This is a genomic window from Leptospira mayottensis 200901116 (assembly GCF_000306675.2).
GTDB classification, from domain to species: Bacteria; Spirochaetota; Leptospiria; order Leptospirales; family Leptospiraceae; genus Leptospira; species Leptospira mayottensis.
Window position 1 is genome coordinate 547,909 of record NZ_CP024871.1, and the last position, 16,577, is coordinate 564,485.

At 38.4% G+C, this 16,577-nt stretch carries 13 protein-coding genes and 3 pseudogenes; 8 read left to right on the plus strand and 8 right to left on the minus strand.

The features are described from left to right. Positions 1 to 381 precede the first annotated feature (381 nt). The 4 genes from LEP1GSC190_RS02510 to LEP1GSC190_RS02525 all read right to left on the minus strand — a co-directional run bounded on the left by LEP1GSC190_RS02510 (position 382) and on the right by LEP1GSC190_RS02525 (position 3,930). Entirely contained in the window at positions 382 to 1,191 is an 810-nt protein-coding gene (locus tag LEP1GSC190_RS02510) for a prohibitin family protein (RefSeq protein ID WP_002748677.1), read from the minus strand. Between the two features lie 202 nt (positions 1,192 to 1,393). Next, on the minus strand, positions 1,394 to 1,819 hold the full coding sequence (locus LEP1GSC190_RS02515) for an FxLYD domain-containing protein (RefSeq protein WP_002748638.1): 426 nt from the start codon (positions 1,817 to 1,819) through the stop codon (positions 1,394 to 1,396). 732 nt (positions 1,820 to 2,551) lie between these two features. Then, the gene (locus LEP1GSC190_RS02520) at positions 2,552 to 3,226 is read right to left on the minus strand and encodes a hypothetical protein (protein ID WP_002748663.1); all 675 of its coding nucleotides are present in this window, start codon (positions 3,224 to 3,226) and stop codon (positions 2,552 to 2,554) included. Continuing rightward, entirely contained in the window at positions 3,223 to 3,930 is a 708-nt protein-coding gene (locus LEP1GSC190_RS02525; protein ID WP_002748654.1) for an alpha/beta hydrolase, read from the minus strand. The genes LEP1GSC190_RS02520 and LEP1GSC190_RS02525 overlap by 4 nt, the downstream gene beginning before the upstream one ends. Before the next feature lie 161 nt (positions 3,931 to 4,091). Here LEP1GSC190_RS02525 and LEP1GSC190_RS02530 point away from each other — a divergent pair, with 161 nt between their 5' ends. Next, positions 4,092 to 4,859 carry a beta-ketoacyl-ACP reductase gene (locus LEP1GSC190_RS02530; RefSeq protein WP_002735533.1) on the plus strand — a complete coding sequence of 256 codons (768 nt, stop codon included), beginning with the start codon at positions 4,092 to 4,094 and terminating at the stop codon, positions 4,857 to 4,859. 86 nt (positions 4,860 to 4,945) lie between these two features. After that, positions 4,946 to 5,956, plus strand: coding sequence for a hypothetical protein (locus tag LEP1GSC190_RS02535; RefSeq protein ID WP_051019826.1), 1,011 nt, complete (start codon positions 4,946 to 4,948; stop codon positions 5,954 to 5,956). 64 nt (positions 5,957 to 6,020) lie between these two features. Here the strand turns inward: LEP1GSC190_RS02535 and LEP1GSC190_RS02540 are convergent, their stop codons facing one another. Beyond that, the gene (locus tag LEP1GSC190_RS02540; RefSeq protein WP_002748639.1) at positions 6,021 to 6,722 is read right to left on the minus strand and encodes a class I SAM-dependent methyltransferase; all 702 of its coding nucleotides are present in this window, start codon (positions 6,720 to 6,722) and stop codon (positions 6,021 to 6,023) included. Positions 6,723 to 6,748: 26 nt separating this feature from the next. Next, a complete protein-coding gene (locus tag LEP1GSC190_RS02545; protein ID WP_036048418.1) occupies positions 6,749 to 7,738 on the minus strand; it encodes an MATE family efflux transporter in 990 nt (329 codons plus the stop codon). Between the two features lie 491 nt (positions 7,739 to 8,229). On the opposite strand from LEP1GSC190_RS02545, the pseudogene LEP1GSC190_RS02555 reads away from it, so the two are divergent. The 4 genes and pseudogenes from LEP1GSC190_RS02555 to LEP1GSC190_RS02565 form a co-directional block, all read left to right on the plus strand. After that, positions 8,230 to 8,961, plus strand: a pseudogene (locus tag LEP1GSC190_RS02555) (IS110 family RNA-guided transposase); the annotation flags it as partial. A gap of 197 nt (positions 8,962 to 9,158) precedes the next feature. After that, positions 9,159 to 9,356: pseudogene (locus LEP1GSC190_RS20955) on the plus strand (hypothetical protein). A gap of 456 nt (positions 9,357 to 9,812) precedes the next feature. Then, positions 9,813 to 10,835, plus strand: a complete 1,023-nt coding sequence (gene lpxD / locus LEP1GSC190_RS02560) for a UDP-3-O-(3-hydroxymyristoyl)glucosamine N-acyltransferase (protein ID WP_002748636.1) — start codon at positions 9,813 to 9,815, stop codon at positions 10,833 to 10,835. 63 nt (positions 10,836 to 10,898) lie between these two features. Continuing rightward, positions 10,899 to 11,807 (plus strand): DMT family transporter, encoded by a 909-nt coding sequence (locus LEP1GSC190_RS02565; RefSeq protein ID WP_002748650.1) that lies wholly within the window; start codon positions 10,899 to 10,901, stop codon positions 11,805 to 11,807. Between the two features lie 786 nt (positions 11,808 to 12,593). Here the strand turns inward: LEP1GSC190_RS02565 and LEP1GSC190_RS02570 are convergent. Further along, entirely contained in the window at positions 12,594 to 12,815 is a 222-nt protein-coding gene (locus LEP1GSC190_RS02570) for a hypothetical protein (protein WP_002748666.1), read from the minus strand. Between the two features lie 720 nt (positions 12,816 to 13,535). Here LEP1GSC190_RS02570 and LEP1GSC190_RS02580 point away from each other — a divergent pair. Next, positions 13,536 to 14,147 (plus strand): hypothetical protein, encoded by a 612-nt coding sequence (locus LEP1GSC190_RS02580; RefSeq protein WP_036037353.1) that lies wholly within the window; start codon positions 13,536 to 13,538, stop codon positions 14,145 to 14,147. A gap of 370 nt (positions 14,148 to 14,517) precedes the next feature. On the opposite strand, the pseudogene LEP1GSC190_RS20065 reads toward LEP1GSC190_RS02580, so the two are convergent. Further along, positions 14,518 to 14,982: pseudogene (locus LEP1GSC190_RS20065) on the minus strand (transposase); the annotation flags it as partial. A 487-nt stretch (positions 14,983 to 15,469) separates the two neighbouring features. On the opposite strand from LEP1GSC190_RS20065, the gene LEP1GSC190_RS02590 reads away from it, so the two are divergent. Continuing rightward, entirely contained in the window at positions 15,470 to 16,564 is a 1,095-nt protein-coding gene (locus LEP1GSC190_RS02590) for an IS110 family RNA-guided transposase (protein WP_002748658.1), read from the plus strand. Positions 16,565 to 16,577 lie beyond the last annotated feature (13 nt).

Sequence of the window (16,577 nt, forward strand, 5' to 3'; positions counted from 1 at the left end):
CTAAGTTAACGTGAATTCGCATAACCAATGCGAAAGGGATCGATGCAAGGCAAGCTATTGGTATTTTACAGCGCGCTCAAAACTTAACTCTGTTTTATCAGAAAGATCAAGCTGGTAACTAAAGCGTCTCGCTTCTATTGGCGCTAGTCGAGTTCTGTCCAGCCCCAGTTTTTTCTTACATAGAATTCATATAATTGATGTAAAACCATTGGAGTTGTTGAAAATTAATTCTTTATCTGTTTTTATTTTCCGGAAACGGTCGATTGAAGCAGTTTTGTGAATCGTCACTATGAGATTTTTCAACAATTCTATCGGATTGTGCACTTTATTATGTAGTTCCGAGTATATCCTGTCGGACAAATCCGCATAACCCTGATACTATTATTCTTTCGGATTCACGACGATCGGAAGATTATCCCTACCCTGCGGCACAAAGATCAGCTTGGAATTCGGACTTTCAAATGATTTGTACTGAAGATACCTCGTGGTCAACTTGTCGTTGATAATCACTTGCGACTTCGCTTGCGCTTCAGCCCGAATCAACTGCGCTTCTGCATCGGCCCGCGCCCTTTTTTTAGCGATCTCAATATTCTTTTCGGCGATTTCCAGTTCGTATTTTTGCTGCTCAAGTTCCTGCTGTTTGGTCAACTTAGTTTCGATTGCATGTAGCATATTGGAAGAATATTCTATATCGTCTAAGATCACGTCGAATACTTCGATATGTTTTCCTTTTGTTCTTTCGATCACTGCGGTTTTTATATCTTTCGCTAGAACAGCACTGTTTTTAGAAATCTGAATCATCTGATGATGAGAAACCACATTTCGGATCGAAGCCCTAAACTCCGGTTGCACAATACTTCTGTAATATTCTGGACCGACCTCTATATGAAGTTTATATACTTCCTCCCGAATCGGTCTCATGATGATAATCGCCTGTACGTCTATCTTCAAATCATCGTTGGTAAGAACGTCGACTTTTTCCTTATAAGCGTTCCATTGTGTAGAATAAGTATAGATATCGTTCCAAGGAAGCAACCAATAGAACCCATTTAACACGGGCTCTTTATGCAATCCGACATCCGAAAATCCGAAAGGTTTCCAAAAAAGTCCGATTTCTCCGGCCCTTACCGTAGAACCGCAATACAAAGTCGGTAACAAAAACAAAACGAACCAAAATCTTTTTTTATTCATAACCTACCTGCCTATGACCAAACGAACGTGTTGTTTTCTAAACGTTTCGGATCTACAATTTTCATCATCCCTGAACCTTTACAAAACCTAAAAAAAACAATCGTTACTTACTTTGTAAAAAAGATCGAGTTGGCAACTCGATCATTATCCTTTAAATTTAGGGTTTCCACAATTCATTTCATTTGAGAACATGGAGCCGGATTTAATTTTCTCCTTCGAACTCAATCGTAAAACGTTTGATCCGTTTTGGATCCACGTATTTCACGCTGGCATAAAAATCTCTCTTGTGTCCCGATGGAAAACCTTGTATCGCAAACTGACAAGTTTCCAACAGAATATCATCTTTATCGTAAAAGTTCATCGTAAAAAAAGCTTCAGCATGATCTTTTCCGGAAAGATTTTCGATCTGTCCATTGATTTCAAGATAGGTGAACTGATCCTGCAATCCTACATTGTAATATTTGTATTTTCCGTCAATGGTCGATTCTCCGTTGGATCTGCTCCAAATCAAAACGGGAATCGAAAAAAAGAAAAAGAATATATAAGGCGCGACTTCGATTATAATTCTTGTTGAATTTTGAAGAAGCTCTTTGCCGAAAAAAACGACGATACGAAATTGAACACTCATAGAATACTCGGTTAGAAAGCATATCATTCAACTCAAAAAACGGAAACCATTTTCCTATATTTTTGAAACTTATGGCGCATACAAAACTTGCCAGCAGAGTAGCCGTCTTTTTGCAAAGATCGGGACAGATTTCAGATCCGAGGAGTTGTGGGTAAGGTTATGTTACAAGCCGAATTGACAAAGAGAATGTATCGGAAAACCCGAGCAAACAATGAGAAACCGAAGTTAGGCGACACACTTACCATTATTATAAAATTTAAATTAAGTTTTCCCAGGAATTACTTTCTGTTAAATTCTCATTTCCCAAATTGCATATAGAGCATTAAAGTTCTTAAACTATCTACAGCAGCGCTCCCTTTTAGACCATAGATTATATATCACGATGGAATTCAACTTTTGGATGTGTCATCGGACTTTTTCCACAAACTTGACATCCAAATCTATCTTTTAAAAAACACTAAGAATCTGTCCCAAAACCTAGGAACCTCGACGAGAACTGAACAGTTATAAAATATGCTCAAAAGCTCGTAAACTGTGGGAACTCCTACGTTTTATTTACGAACTTACCGAATCATTCTAACTGATTTCTTTTAAGGTTTTTAAGACAGATTCAAAACTTTAAAAGAAATTTCATATCAATTTATAGTGTTCTATTTTTTCAAAACGTATAATTTTCAACAACTAACGACATTGCAGGATATTTCACTTAACGTGTTTTTATAAGTGAACGTACTAACCGTTTTCCGGAACCTCGTCGAGATAACTTTTTAATTCTTCCTTGAGTCCAGGCGGTAATTGAAGTCCGGAACTTTCGATTCTTTCGTTGTATTTGCTGAACGAAAATCTATGTCTAGATGTCCTTAGATAATCTTCCAATGCCTCGGAACCCCAGTCGAGTATATCCCGGATGAATTCCTCGTTCTCTTCAAGTTTCTCGCAGTAAGGAATGAACAAAGGACGATTGACCGGTCTTCCGATCGTTCTATAAAACATCAGCCGTTTGAGAAGATCACTGTCTTTTAGATTCTCCTTTTGCTCCATTGCCTTTTCTACCATTCTCAGATTGATACAATCCAAAAACTCGACTTTTAAATTTTCGTCATTCAAACGCTTGCGCAGAGAAGTTTTGATTTCTTCGGTTTCGTATAGAAAGTTAGGGCAATATTCAGGGCATTCGACTTCTTTATGAAGATCACAAAAATGGAGAAGAATACAATCTATATCGGACGCAGTTTCCACGATTCCGAAATTAATCGAACCCAAGATTTCGACTCCGGTATGAAAACCTTTTTCTCCCAGATCTTTCAAAACAATTCGGAAAGCCTGCATTCTTTTCAGAGCTTCCTTCGTATCGTAATTTCGATATTTGTTCTTTAAAGCAATATATTTCTCTATGAGTTTCGTCATCCGGTAATGTTCCTGAGATACAGGTTCATTCCTCTAAGTACGATTTCCGGAATTTCGTGTCCACCCTGAAAAGCGATCATCTCCCCTTTCCATCCGGCTCCGATCAATAGTTGCTCCAATTTTTTTGCGGCGGGATATCCGAGAACGGGATCTATTCTTCCATGACTCTGAAAGAATTTGTATTCCTTCTTTTGTTCGGCGAGCCTTTTCCAATCCGTTTCACTGATGAGAGTTCCCGATAAAATCATAAGTCCCGCAGGAGCGACTTCGGAATGAAGAGTCATATCGGTCGCAAGCATCGCACCTTGACTAAAACCTCCTAAGATGATCTTATTCATAGGAATTCCGAGACTACGGATCATCTCCATCGCTTTCTCTCGAGCACTTTCTAATCCCGCCGGATAACGATCGGAAAAATCACGATAACCTCCGGTCATCATCGCTTTCTGCAAAGCTTCCATATCAATCGGAAACCAAGCCCTCCCGTTATAACCGGGCATTACGGGAACCTCCAAAATTCCATTTGGAAACAACCAATTTGTTCCATCCGGAAGATCCAAATACGCGCTGAGAGGTGAAAGATCGTATGCGTTTGCCCCGTAACCGTGAAAAAGAACTACCGTGTATGCTTCGGGATTTCCGGGTAAATGGACGGCTTCGATCGAGCCGACCATTTCTAAGGGACGATTGTAAGAAGATTGCATGTTTCAATTCTCCAAAAACGAAATAAAAGAATATTCATTGAAACGAATCTACATTCTCGATTCTAAAAGGCAAAGGAAATTCGAAAGAAAGTTTTTACTTGGCAATTCTATTTCTCTTACGGAAATGGAAAGCCAATTAGAAACTCGACGCGAGGGAAATCATGTCTAAACAATTCGAAGGAAAAGTAGCACTCGTCACCGGAGCTGCGTCTCCACGCGGTCTCGGAAGAGCGATCGCAAATACAATCGCAAAAGAAGGAGGTGACATAGTAGTAGTCGACTTAAACAAAGAACATATCGAACAAGCCGCCGCCGACATCACCAAAGAATTCGGAGTAAAAACATTAGGACTTTCCTGCAACGTAACCAAACCAGACGATTGCGACTCAGTCATTTCGGGTGTTAAGGAGAAATTCGGCAAACTTGATTTCCTCGTAAACAATGCGGGAGTTCTCAAGGATAACCTTTTTATGAGAATGTCCGAACAGGAATTTGATTTCGTTTTAGACGTAAACTTGAAAGGAGTTTTTTTAATGACTAAATACGCTTCCAAACTCCTTCTCAAAGCGGAGTCCGGAAGAATCGTTAACATCTCTTCCGTTTCCGGACTTACCGGACAACCGGGACAGGCAAATTATTCCTCTTCCAAAGCGGGAGTGATCGCTCTTACAAAAGTTGCCGCGAGAGAATTTGCAGGAAGAAATGTTCTCGTAAACGCGGTTTGCCCCGGTTACGTTCAAACCGATATGACAGCTTCTTTGCCCGAAGAAGTTCAAAAGAAGTTGACCGATCCTATGTTCATTCCTCTGAGAAGACCGGGCACTCAACAAGAGATCGCAAACGCCGTGAAATTTTTCTTGAGCGATCAATCCAATTATATTACAGGCACATATTTAAGAGTGGACGGAGGCGCCGCGATCGGAATGTAAGATTTAAGAACTTGCGGAGATCAGAATGGAAAGGTCTTGTCCAGTCGCAATCCCGGTTGGATTGAATCAGGCCAAAGCGAAAAAAAATGATATCGCTCATTCCGACGGATCTTCTTGCCTACATGAAAGAAAGGACGTATAAAATCGTTTCGGATTTTTCTCAAAGCGACGAAATGGTGCGCAAATCGATTTCCCAGCTAACACAAATTTCATGGGAAGACGTTTTTACTAAAACCGTGGATCAATTGAATACAAATTGGAAAGAGTTAGGGACGGACCTATCTGGAGAACTGAGCGGAGTGCTTTTCTTCTGGGATGATACACAAGAAGATATAGGTCTCTCTGTGTGTTTTGCGACCGATAACAACGACCCGGACGACTTACTCAACGAATTCGACGGAGGCGACAACGCAGTCGATTTCGATTTCGTTTTTTCCAAGGTTGTTCCCACGGAAGTGTGCGAAGAATCGGAACGGATTCACTCATCGCTTAAAAGGGAACTGCTCGACGTTCTTTTTGAAAAAGCAGTCGCATATTCTCTAACGCGAACGGATTTTTTAAAGATCAAAAAAATGGATCCGTTTTATATCTATCGAGCCTATGCGCACGACGAGCCGCCAACGATCCTGCTCAAAGTCGGGAAAAACAAACCCGAAATTCTCGACGAGGAAGGATTCATTCGACGGAGAATATTGAAAGATCATCCGTATTTTTCTCAAATCTTCGGCAAAGAAAAATGGGCCGAACAGTATCAAGATAAGTTCAATGAAATATCACAGGATAATCTGGCGAACACATTAGATCTTTTTTTATTCACTTATTGGAAAGAAAAATCAAAACCGGAGTATATCAAAGCGATCGCCGAACTTCTACCGAACGCATCGAAGACGGTTCAATCCAATCGTTTAAGGCTTGTGCTTGCCGGATATTTTTCGATTAACAAAAAGCCCGAACTCGCACTACAACATTTGCGGGAACTCAAAGAGGAAGAACATTTAAGTACTCATTTCTTATGGGCGAGAGAATATTTTTCTTCACTTGAAGAAAATCCGGAATTCAAGGAAATCGTACAATGGGTTAAGGCAATGAAACGTTAGAAAAGACAATGTTCATATTGCTCTCCCTTGAATCGACAAATCAAATCTCTCAAAATCGAAACGGTCACGGCATCTCCGTTTTTTCTCCCAAAACTCCGGTCACAATTCCTCCATACCAACGAAAAAATCTTAACTTCGAAAAAACCTTACGATAAAATTCTTCCTCGGAAAAAATACTTCCGAAGTCGGAAATCAAATCCGTTAAATATTTTTTCCGTACAAACGGATAAGAAAACAATCTAGCCATCCAAGGCAGAAAAAACAGAAAATAAAATTTCCAAAAGACGGAAACAAATCCGACCGGTTTGGATAACTCCATAAAAACGAAAGTACCGGACGGTTTTAAAATCCGATGGACTTCGTTTATCAGAAGAATTCTTTGTTCGGGTCTTAGCGTTTTGAGCCCGAAACTACAACTCACAAAATCGCAATAATTGGACGGAATCGAAGAAGCAAGTGCGTTTTCGATAACGTAAAAGACACGTTCTTCCCCGAAACGATCGCGCGCGACTTGAATCATTCCGCTCGAAACGTCGACGCCTATGATCCTTTTACAACGAAAATTCTTTCTTAGAATTCCGATATTGTTTCCGTTTCCGCACATCAAATCGCAAACGATTCCGTCGTTTGTGGGATCCAAAATTTTCAGGAAACGTTTTCTCGCACGATTTGCGAATCCGAACGTGAGAATTTCCATAAAGCCGTAACTTTTTGAAAATAAGTCGAAAAATCTTCTCTGATTCTCGAAGTTTCCGGAGAATATCATATTTTTAGTATATTCTTAAGTCGGAATTAATCGGTTTCAAAATGTGAATGAGTTCGTTCGGATTCTACTTTTTTCTTTACGTTGTTCAGAACGTGACGATGCATTTCATCCATCAGATAATTTTCCCATAATTCCCAATAAAATTTAGGTCCCAGGTTATTCACATATTTCGTAGTGGCCACAAGTCTGGTTTTGTTTTCGGAAATTTCAACCAAACGAAATTCGCCGGACCGAGCCCAGATTTTTCCTCGAATGTGTTTCGGCTCGACCTCTCCGTAGAAGGAAGTTTCTTTCATGGTGACCTGCGGCTCCGAAAAGGAAAACGCGATCCGATTCCGATCCACGAAAGAACTCACTCGAGCGGAAGTTTCCCCGTTCGTATAAACACAATGCAATATTTTATTTTTATCATGTTTTAAAATTTCCATAAAAATCGGATAGGAAACCCCGTTGCGTAGAAAAAAATTCTCCGCTTCCCCGAACTTGAAGGGAGAATTAATCTTGTCCCAAATTTCTTTTTTGGAAGCGTCGATTTCCACCCGAGTTTCCACATTATGCAAATCCAATTCCCGATCGTTTCGATCGTAGATATATGCAGATATGTTAAAGAATAAAATCGTAAGTATCAGCAGATATTTGGACCAAACTCTTAGATAAATCACTGAGCCGAACGCAGTTCCTAAGAATAGGAAAAAATAAACAACAGGAAGAGCCATAAGCACACAGATCAATCCTTCCTTTGCGTAGAATAAAAAAACTAAAATGGAGATAACCGTTAGTATGATAGTGGTTTTAAATATATAAACGAAAGTTCGAGTGGCCTCTTTTGTGAAAAAAGAAACTAAAAATCCGCTCAATATCCCCAATGAAAGAGGATACGCCACAAAAAGAACGAATCCGTATTGCTCATTCAAGGCCCAAAACGGAGCGGAGATTAAAAAGAATAGAAGCGCGGTCGTGATCAGACAAGTTATAATGATCTTTTTCGTTTTAGAAATTTGATTTTCCGATTCCATAAATCGATTTCGGTCTTTGAAAAAGATAAAGTTTTCCAAAATTAAATTTAAACGGACGTCGTTTTCCGTCAATAGTATTTCCGAACGTGTTCAATAATATTATCTTTTTCGATGAAGTGATAATTTTCGATTTCTAATCCGTTCAAACCCCTTGAAAATCGATTCTAAACGATGCAAGAATCGAGGAAGGATAACCGAAAAATAGAATTCTTTTCGGATTTGTTTCGAGAGCCGGCAGAACCCGTCTCAAAATTTCGCGAACGCCCCGTCGATTTTGGTTTTGAATTCCACTTCAACGGGAAGCGCAACTTTCTATCTTACGTCTCCGTGAAACAGAAGTCAGAACTTGCAAAAAATAGAATATGCGAAAATTAAACCGAGTCAAGTTCGCTCAATTTGATACACGTTCGTATCCTTCCTCCTCGATTCCAATTCCCTTATCGGCCTCTCCCTATCATTACGGTTTTCTCGCACAAAATGCAAATCTGCAAGAAGAGGACGAAGCAGTAAGGGATTATCTAAGATCCCGTGACAGTCTTCGTTTGGATTTAGGAAGGAATCGTCAAAGGTTGATGAAATTCTTATTAAGAAAGGGTATAACCTACTCAGCAACAAAGTATTGGACAGTCAGTCATAACAAATGGTTGAACAATCTACAGTTTAACAACGAGATCCTTCAAGAGACATTTAACGACTATTATAGTCGGGTAAGAGTTCAAGAAGAGAATTTAAAAGCGATGGATAAGAGAATACAAGAGATAGCGGAAAGTGAACCGTATCGAGAGAAAGTGGGAATATTAAGATGTTTCCGAGGAGTGGATTATCTAACCGCAATGTTTTTACTTTGTGAGGTTTGTGACTTCAAACGATTCAAAACAGCCGGTTCGTTCATGAGTTTTTTAGGACTTGTTCCGGGAGAATATTCCAGCGGTTCCAAAAGAAAACAAACAGGGATAACAAAAACTGGAAGTCCCAGACTTCGAAGGATTTTGACAGAAGCAGCTTGGCAACATCGTTTCCCTGGAACGGGAAGTAAGATTGTAACCGCACGTAGATCGGGACAACCTGCGTTAGTTGTTGCTTTGGCGGAAAAAGCATCTCTCAGATTACACAAGAAGTTTCGTAATCTACAGCAAAGAGGAAAAACTCCTCAGGTAATGATAACGGCAGTTTCAAGAGAGTTATCCGGATTTCTTTGGGCGGCGATGAATCTGGTTGCATAGAGTTAGAGTAATGTTTCATCCAATAATTGAATTCGTTAGAGAAGATGTACGATAAAGGAGGAATACTTGTTGGCTCAGTGTTGAAGCAAATTTGAATTTCAAATTTGACCTTCGTTTTAAGACTAAGAACAGCTCCCGATGTATAGATTATCCTGCGGTATCCAACCCGCGAATATCAGTCTGATCAATCGTCGCGAATGCTTTTCTCTAACGAGTTAAATTATTGGGTGATTAAAAAAAAATGCGAAAAAATATTTACGGCTCCGGATGGGGGCGCCATATCAGAGCCTGTCTTAAAAACCTGAAAAAATATCTTTCAACGATCCGGTAAGTTTCTAAAAAACGTGGAAGTTCTCACAGATTACGTTGCATTGAAAGTTTTTCCTGTCGTTTAAGATTGTAATAGCTCCTACATTCCTAAGATTTTGAGACCGGCCTTTAGAGCGCATATCGGAATGTAAGAACTACGAAGATTTTCAGTCGCAGAAGATAATTGAAAGAACAACGGAATGCTCCGAGCAAGAGTTCCAATAAGATTTCGGCATTGACTCCGTTTCATCTCTCGTTCTATTTTTATGGAAAAACAAACAATCTTCCACTATATAATCATCGACAAGCATATTCTTTCTAAATTTTGAATATACTGATTATATTCTAAATATTTTAAACCTTTTTTCCTTGCAGAAATCAAAACAGGTTTCAAGAAAAATCGTTGGTCTTATAAAATCACTCTTTAATAAAAGAATTTCTGCAAGGAAAAATAGAAAACAGAGTTCTTTTTCATTGTATAACAGATCTTAAAGGTAAAAAACGAGTTGAGTCCTTTTTTTATATGAGAAAAATTTGATCTTATGAAAGCCAAAGATTTAGCGAAAACGCTCGGAGTAGCACTTAAGGGCAACGGAGAAATGGATGTCAACGGAATCGGAGACATTGAAAACCATTCGAACGTTTTACCGGATCGAATTTACTACTTTGAAGCAAAAAAATATCTTAGTTCTAATCCGAAAGCGAAGCAGGTTCAATTGGCACTTACCATTCCTTCGTTGGCAAGTGAGTTTACCTCAGCATTGATCGTGCCGGAACATGAGGCAAGACTCAAATTTATCGAGTTGCTTTCTCTCTTTGAAAAGAAACCGAAACTCCCTACTCCTTTTATCTCAAACAAAGCGAGCATTCATGAAAGCGTTCAATTAGGAAAAAATGTTACGATCATGGACTTTGTCGTAATCCAAGAAAACGTAAAGATTGGAGACAATTGCCAAATTTATCCGAACGTCATCGTGGAAAGTGGAGCTAAGATCGGAGAAAACACAATATTGAAATCGGGAGTTGTGATCGGTTACAATTGTATTCTTGGAAAACACAATCTCATTCACTCAAATACCGTAATTGGAGCGGACGGTTTCGGTTTTTATGATAAGGGAGGAGTGCGTTACAAAATTCCTCAGATCGGAAATTCCGTGCTCGGAGACTACGTGGAAATGGGTGCTTGTTGTACTGTCGATCGTGCGACGATTGAAACCACAACCGTCGGAAATCATACGAAATTCGACGATCATGTTCATATCGCTCATAATTGTAGAGTCGGAAACTATGTTTATATTGCTGGTGGAACGGTTCTTGCCGGTTCCGTTACTTTGGAAGATGGTGTGATCATGGGCGGTCAAGCTGCGGTTGCGGAAGGTATTAAGATGAAGAAAGGATCGATTCTTATGGGAATGTCCGGTCTTACTGAAGACAGTACGGAGAAGGTCGCTTACTTTGGAATTCCCGCAAAGCCCGCATTGGAGATGCATAGGATTCATTCCTCCATGTCTAAACTTCCCGAACTTGTGAGAGAGCATAGAAATCGATCTAAGACTAAGCGTTAACCCGAGTAAAGATTGAATCTGTTTTTTAATTCCTGAAATTGGCAAAAGAGACTCATTTCTTTTATGTTACCGAGCACCAGTGCCAAATTTTACGTCCTTCTTGTAATCGCCATGATTTCCTGGGGCTTTGCCTGGCCTTCTGCAAAACTCATCGTGGGAACTCAACATCCGAATGTAATCATCTTCTGGAGATTTTTAGCGACTGCGCTCTCTCTTCTTCCAGTTGTTTTCTGGAGAAAAGGATTTTTCCGTTTACCGAATTATAAAGTTTTATTTCAGATCACAATTGGTGGAATTCTTTATACCATTTACAATCAATTCTTTCTTCTAGGTTTGAAGAATGGACTTGCAGGAGCAGGCGGGGTTCTCGTAACTACAATGAATCCGATTTTTACGTACGTGTTCGTCCATTCCTTCCAAAAGAAATTGCCTTCCGCTCGGGAAGGAATCGGGCTTTTATTAGGTCTGGTCGGAGGTTGTATTCTACTTAAGCTTTGGGAACTCGATTTAGATTTTTTACTCCGATCCGGGAATATTTTTTTCCTTCTTTGTGCGTTTAGTTGGGCTCTCTTAAGCATGAATAGTCACAGCACAGGACAGACAATTTCTCCGCTTGTGTATAGCTTTTATGTTTTTGCAATTGGAACGATCCTAGATTTATTTCTCGCGTTCCCTTACGGGGTGGAAAATGCTTTGAGTTCTGGGCCTTATTTTTGGTTTCATATTTTTTATCTCTCCGTGATCTCTACAACTTTCGGGACCACAGTTTACTTTTTTGCTTCCACCAAATTAGGTTCGAGAGTTGCGAGTTCGTTTATCTTTTTGGTTCCAGTCACAGCTCTTTTGGGAAGTTGGATTTTTCTAAATGAATCTCCGAATCTTACGACGATGATCGGAGGTACTTTTGCCGTACTTGCGGTTTTTCTTTTGAATCGAAATCGAAATAACGAGAATAAAAAGGGCGAAATTTAAAATTCTAATCAGAAACTTAGATCTTTGTAAAAAATCAATTTTCAAAAATAGACTTTCGGATCTTTTTCCATTCAAGCAAATTGTTGCCGTAAAAGTAGAAAATGGTTATCGAAAAAATACATCATTCCAATAAAAAATCTGTCCAAAAACCTCGGAATATACGAGCCTCGATGAAAACTTAACAGTTATAAAATATGCTCGAAAGCTCGAAAACTATCTAAGGGACGTAATTTGTAGGAACTCCATGTTTCATTTCAAGAGGTCAAGATAACATCACAATTGCATATTCATTGCAACCTGGAACTCTCAAAGTGCAGGAGTTCCCGCAAATTACGTCTTCTTACTCTGTTTTTACGGTTTTGAATAATTTTTCGCAAGGAAGTTCCCGTATCGACTGAAGACAGTCGAGTTAATAATAGCGGCTTTGATTTCGTGGGAATTTCCGCATTTGAGGAAACAGGTTCTGATTTTCTACACCAAACTCGCGTTAGTTTAGATGTAGATCGGTTCGATTTACTGTTTATCCTGAAATTCGAATTCCCTAATGCCACAAGACTCAAAATCTCGGACCGAAGCCCCTCTTCTTGCAAACACATTCATGGAAGAACCGAGTAGATATTTATAACGGAAACTTTTCCAGATTTTCTTTTCGTCGGGAAAAAATTCGAGGCAACTTTATAATCGATACAATATAGTGCGGAATCATATCCTTGAAAATGATCTCCATAAATGCCTAGGGATTTATAATTGTTCAAGAGAGAATAACGAAAAGCTACTCGCTTACTTTTAACCCCAACGGCTTTTATAGTAATAAATTCCGGACGGAGCAATTCCAAAACCTTCCGGATGTTCAACCACAAACCTGGACTCTTTCAAATCCTCCAGATGGGGTCTGAGTTGATGTGCAGGTTTGGCAGTATTGATCTCCAAAGCCTCCATAGTCATCATTCTCCCCGATTGAGAAGCATGATAGATATCTTGAAAGATTTGAATTGAAATAGGATTCATAATGAGCTAACTCTTTTTATCTTTTAAGAAATATCTTTTTTGTGTCAAAAAGATTTTATAGTTTGTACCAAAACCTCAGAATGTAGGAACTCCGGCGAGAATATTCCAACAATAAAGTCTATCTGAAAGTCCACAAAACACCAATGGGCGGAACTGTGAGAACTTCTGCACTTTATTACGAATTTACCGAAGATTGTACCTGATTTCTTTTAAGGTTTTGGGACAAACTCTAATACTTTTATGTAGAACTTTCAATTCAAAGCCTAATTTATAACACACTTTCCGTTTTCGCTCTGTAGAACTAAGATTGTTGTCTCTTTGATATTTCACTTCGGGCTTTGACAATACTTCAAGGATTGTTTTTACTCACTCTCCACAATAAAACAAGAAATTTACGGATCATCACTTCCAAAGTCTTTTACTCTGATAACTTCATCCACTACAAACTTAAAAAGAAGCCTTTTGATTCATTAAATTTTGGGATAGATTGTAAATCTCTTTCAAAAATTAAAAAAAGAAAACGAACCAGTGTCTTTTTTGTTTTCAGTTTCTTATTACTTTCATTAAGATTAAGATTCACGGGAAAATTCTAGAACCGAATTTCATTTTTACGTTAGTGTTCATGCTAAAGCTTTGCAAAAGTATTTGGTTTTGATTTATTCCTTTTTTTCCAAAGAAAAAGAATGGAAAATGATTTTGTTTTATAAGATAATCATGCTTATGGTCCCCAAAAATAAAATACCTGAAACAAGAAATCCGATTGAATTGATGGAATTTCTCTCAAAAGAAATAGAAAGCCCCTTTTTTGACGAATGGCTTTCCGAACTCGCAAACAAAGCAATCGAAAACGATAAGTTCGTGTGGAGTTTTTTATACCAAGTGATGCGTGACGCAGATTCAGGTAGACTTTCTTGGGGTTATCATAAAAAACTTCTTTCAGGCGTATTTCAAATTCTTTCCAGAGTCGGGGACAACCGTTCATATCGTGTGATCATCAATTACGTCAAATCTCTAGATCGCCAGATTCCAATCGGAGCTTTGGAACTGATTGCGGATTTATTACCTTCTTTTTCCGAAGTGGATTTAGATGAGATTTTGAAAATTGCCGCCAATCAAGATCCTCTCAAATCGGCTTTTGGAATTTTAGCTCTTTTCCAACTGGTCGTTCAAGGAAAGATTCCTCTCGAAAAAACGGAAACGACAAAAGAATTTCTTAAAAATTATAAAAACTATGTCTATTATCTGGATTCGGTGGTCGAACAATCTTTGGACTACCTCAAAGCTCAAGAAGAACCGAATCTCCTTACCTTTTTCAACGAAATTGCCGTATAATGTTACAGAGACATTTCATTTCTCCGGTCTTTTAAAAATGAGAATCGGAAATAATTTTTTCATAATTTAGAACTTTCTTTTTCCCAAGTTAGAATTTTCAAAAAGAACTTCGATTTTAAATTAACCGAATCGAAACATCCAGAAAGATTCCATAATATTCAAAATTTAGAATAAATCTTCCTCCAAAAAATCAATTATATAATGGACATCAGGAATTCCATACTCTTTGTCTGCAACGGGAGGCGAAAAGCTTTATGAGATATGATCCTGCAAGAATATTGCATTAAAATGGGTCGTCGCCTCCGAAAAGTAATTTTCTTATTTTGGAAAACGGCGTTACCAGCAACACTGTATAAATAACTTTCTTCAAAAAAAAATCGAGATTCAATCGATCACCGAAAATAATGAAAAACTGATTCATTGCTTTTTCCAACCTTGAACGGGTATCGTCCATTTTTTGAACATATTATTCAATGTCAAAAAAGGATACTACCTCATCGGTCGGAAACAAACCCTGATTTTTGATGATTTTTCTCAAACCCATATTCATAAAATTCGATGGCGTTTGCGGTGTACATTACTTACGAATATTAGGTGGATAAGTCAAAAATGGAATAATCGATTAACCACTTCTCCAAGACTTATCAATCATCGGATATTGACTTTCCCACTTGGTTGCAGAATCATCAAGACTTTTCTTCGTGATCTTTTCTGATGAAGATTCGTAAATTGTCTTTAAATCAATCATCAATTCCTTCTTCTGTTTGTAAGAAACCCACTTCAAATAATTTCTTACCATAGGAAAGATACAAAGTTGAACTTGTGCTTTAGGAAAACTGATAGTATCAAATTCTCTTAAATCACCAAACGAAAGCTAACATGATCGAAGAAAATCTTTGTTATGAAAATACGATCAATCAATAAAACTTTTAAATTCGGATTATATAATACTTTCTATAATTTTAAGGAAGATCAAAAACGTTATCAATCAAGCCGTTTTTCTTTATGACAGCATTCAGGCCTTTTTACTCCTTATTTCGTTTATCAAGCAACCTGGTTCCTGTAAAGCTGATTTTAGGACTTTACAAGTTTTCCATAAAGAACCTGTCTCAAAACCTCGGAATATAGAAGCCTCTACGAGAACTTAACAATTATAAAATATTCTCGAAATCTCATAAACCACCAAAGGGACGTGATTTGTGGGAACTTCTATATTTTATTACGAACTTACTAAGACAAAATGGCGCCCCTTCTGGGCTTGAAAAGCGTGGGTAAGATGCAAGCATTTACCACAAAACAAGAAAACCAACAGAAGGAACGTAATGAAAAGAAAAGTATATGTAGGAATGGATGTCCACAAAGAAACGATTAGAATTGCGTGTTTAACGAGCAATACAAAGGAAATAGTAAAAGAACAGCAGATAAAACATAATGAGGTTCAGATCAAAAAGTTCGTCAATAAACTAAAATCAGAATGGAACGAGATACATAGTTGTTACGAGGCGGGAGTAACCGGTTATCCACTTTACAGATATCTCAAGTCTTTGGGAGTGAATTGTATCCTTGTAGCGCCAGGAAAGATACCAAGACAAAGTTCGGATAAGATCAAAACGGATAAAAGAGATGCAATCAAATTAGCAAAATTATTACGAAGTGGAGAATTAGAATCGATTCATGTACCGAGTGAAGAGGACGAAGCGGTAAGAGATTATTTGAGATCCCGTGACAGCCTTCGTTTGGATTTAGGAAGGAATCGTCAAAGGTTAATGAAATTCTTATTAAGAAAGGGTATAACCTACTCAAAAACAAAGTATTGGACGGTGAGTCATAACAAATGGTTGAACAATCTACAGTTTAACAATGAGATCCTTCAAGAGACGTTTAACGACTATTATAGTCGGGTAAGAGTTCAAGAAGAGAATTTAAAAGCGATGGATAAGAGAATACAAGAGATAGCGGAAAGTGAACCGTATCGAGAGAAAGTAGGAATATTAAGATGTTTCCGAGGAGTGGATTATCTAACCGCAATGTTTTTACTTTGTGAGGTTTGTGACTTCAAACGATTCAAAACAGCCGGTTCGTTCATGAGTTTTCTTGGACTTGTTCCGGGAGAATATTCCAGCGGTTCCAAAAGAAAACAAACAGGGATAACAAAAACTGGAAGTCCCAGACTTCGAAGAATATTGACAGAAGCAGCTTGGCAACATCGTTTCCCTGGAACAGGAAGTAAGATTGTAACCGCACGTAGATCGGGACAACCTGCGTTAGTTGTTGCTTTGGCGGAAAAAGCATCTCTCAGATTACACAAAAAGTTTCGTAATCTACAGCAAAGAGGAAAAACTCCTCAGGTAATGATAACGGCAGTTTCAAGAGAGTTATCCGGATTTCTTTGGGCGGCGATGAATCTGGTTGCATAGAGTTAGAGTAATG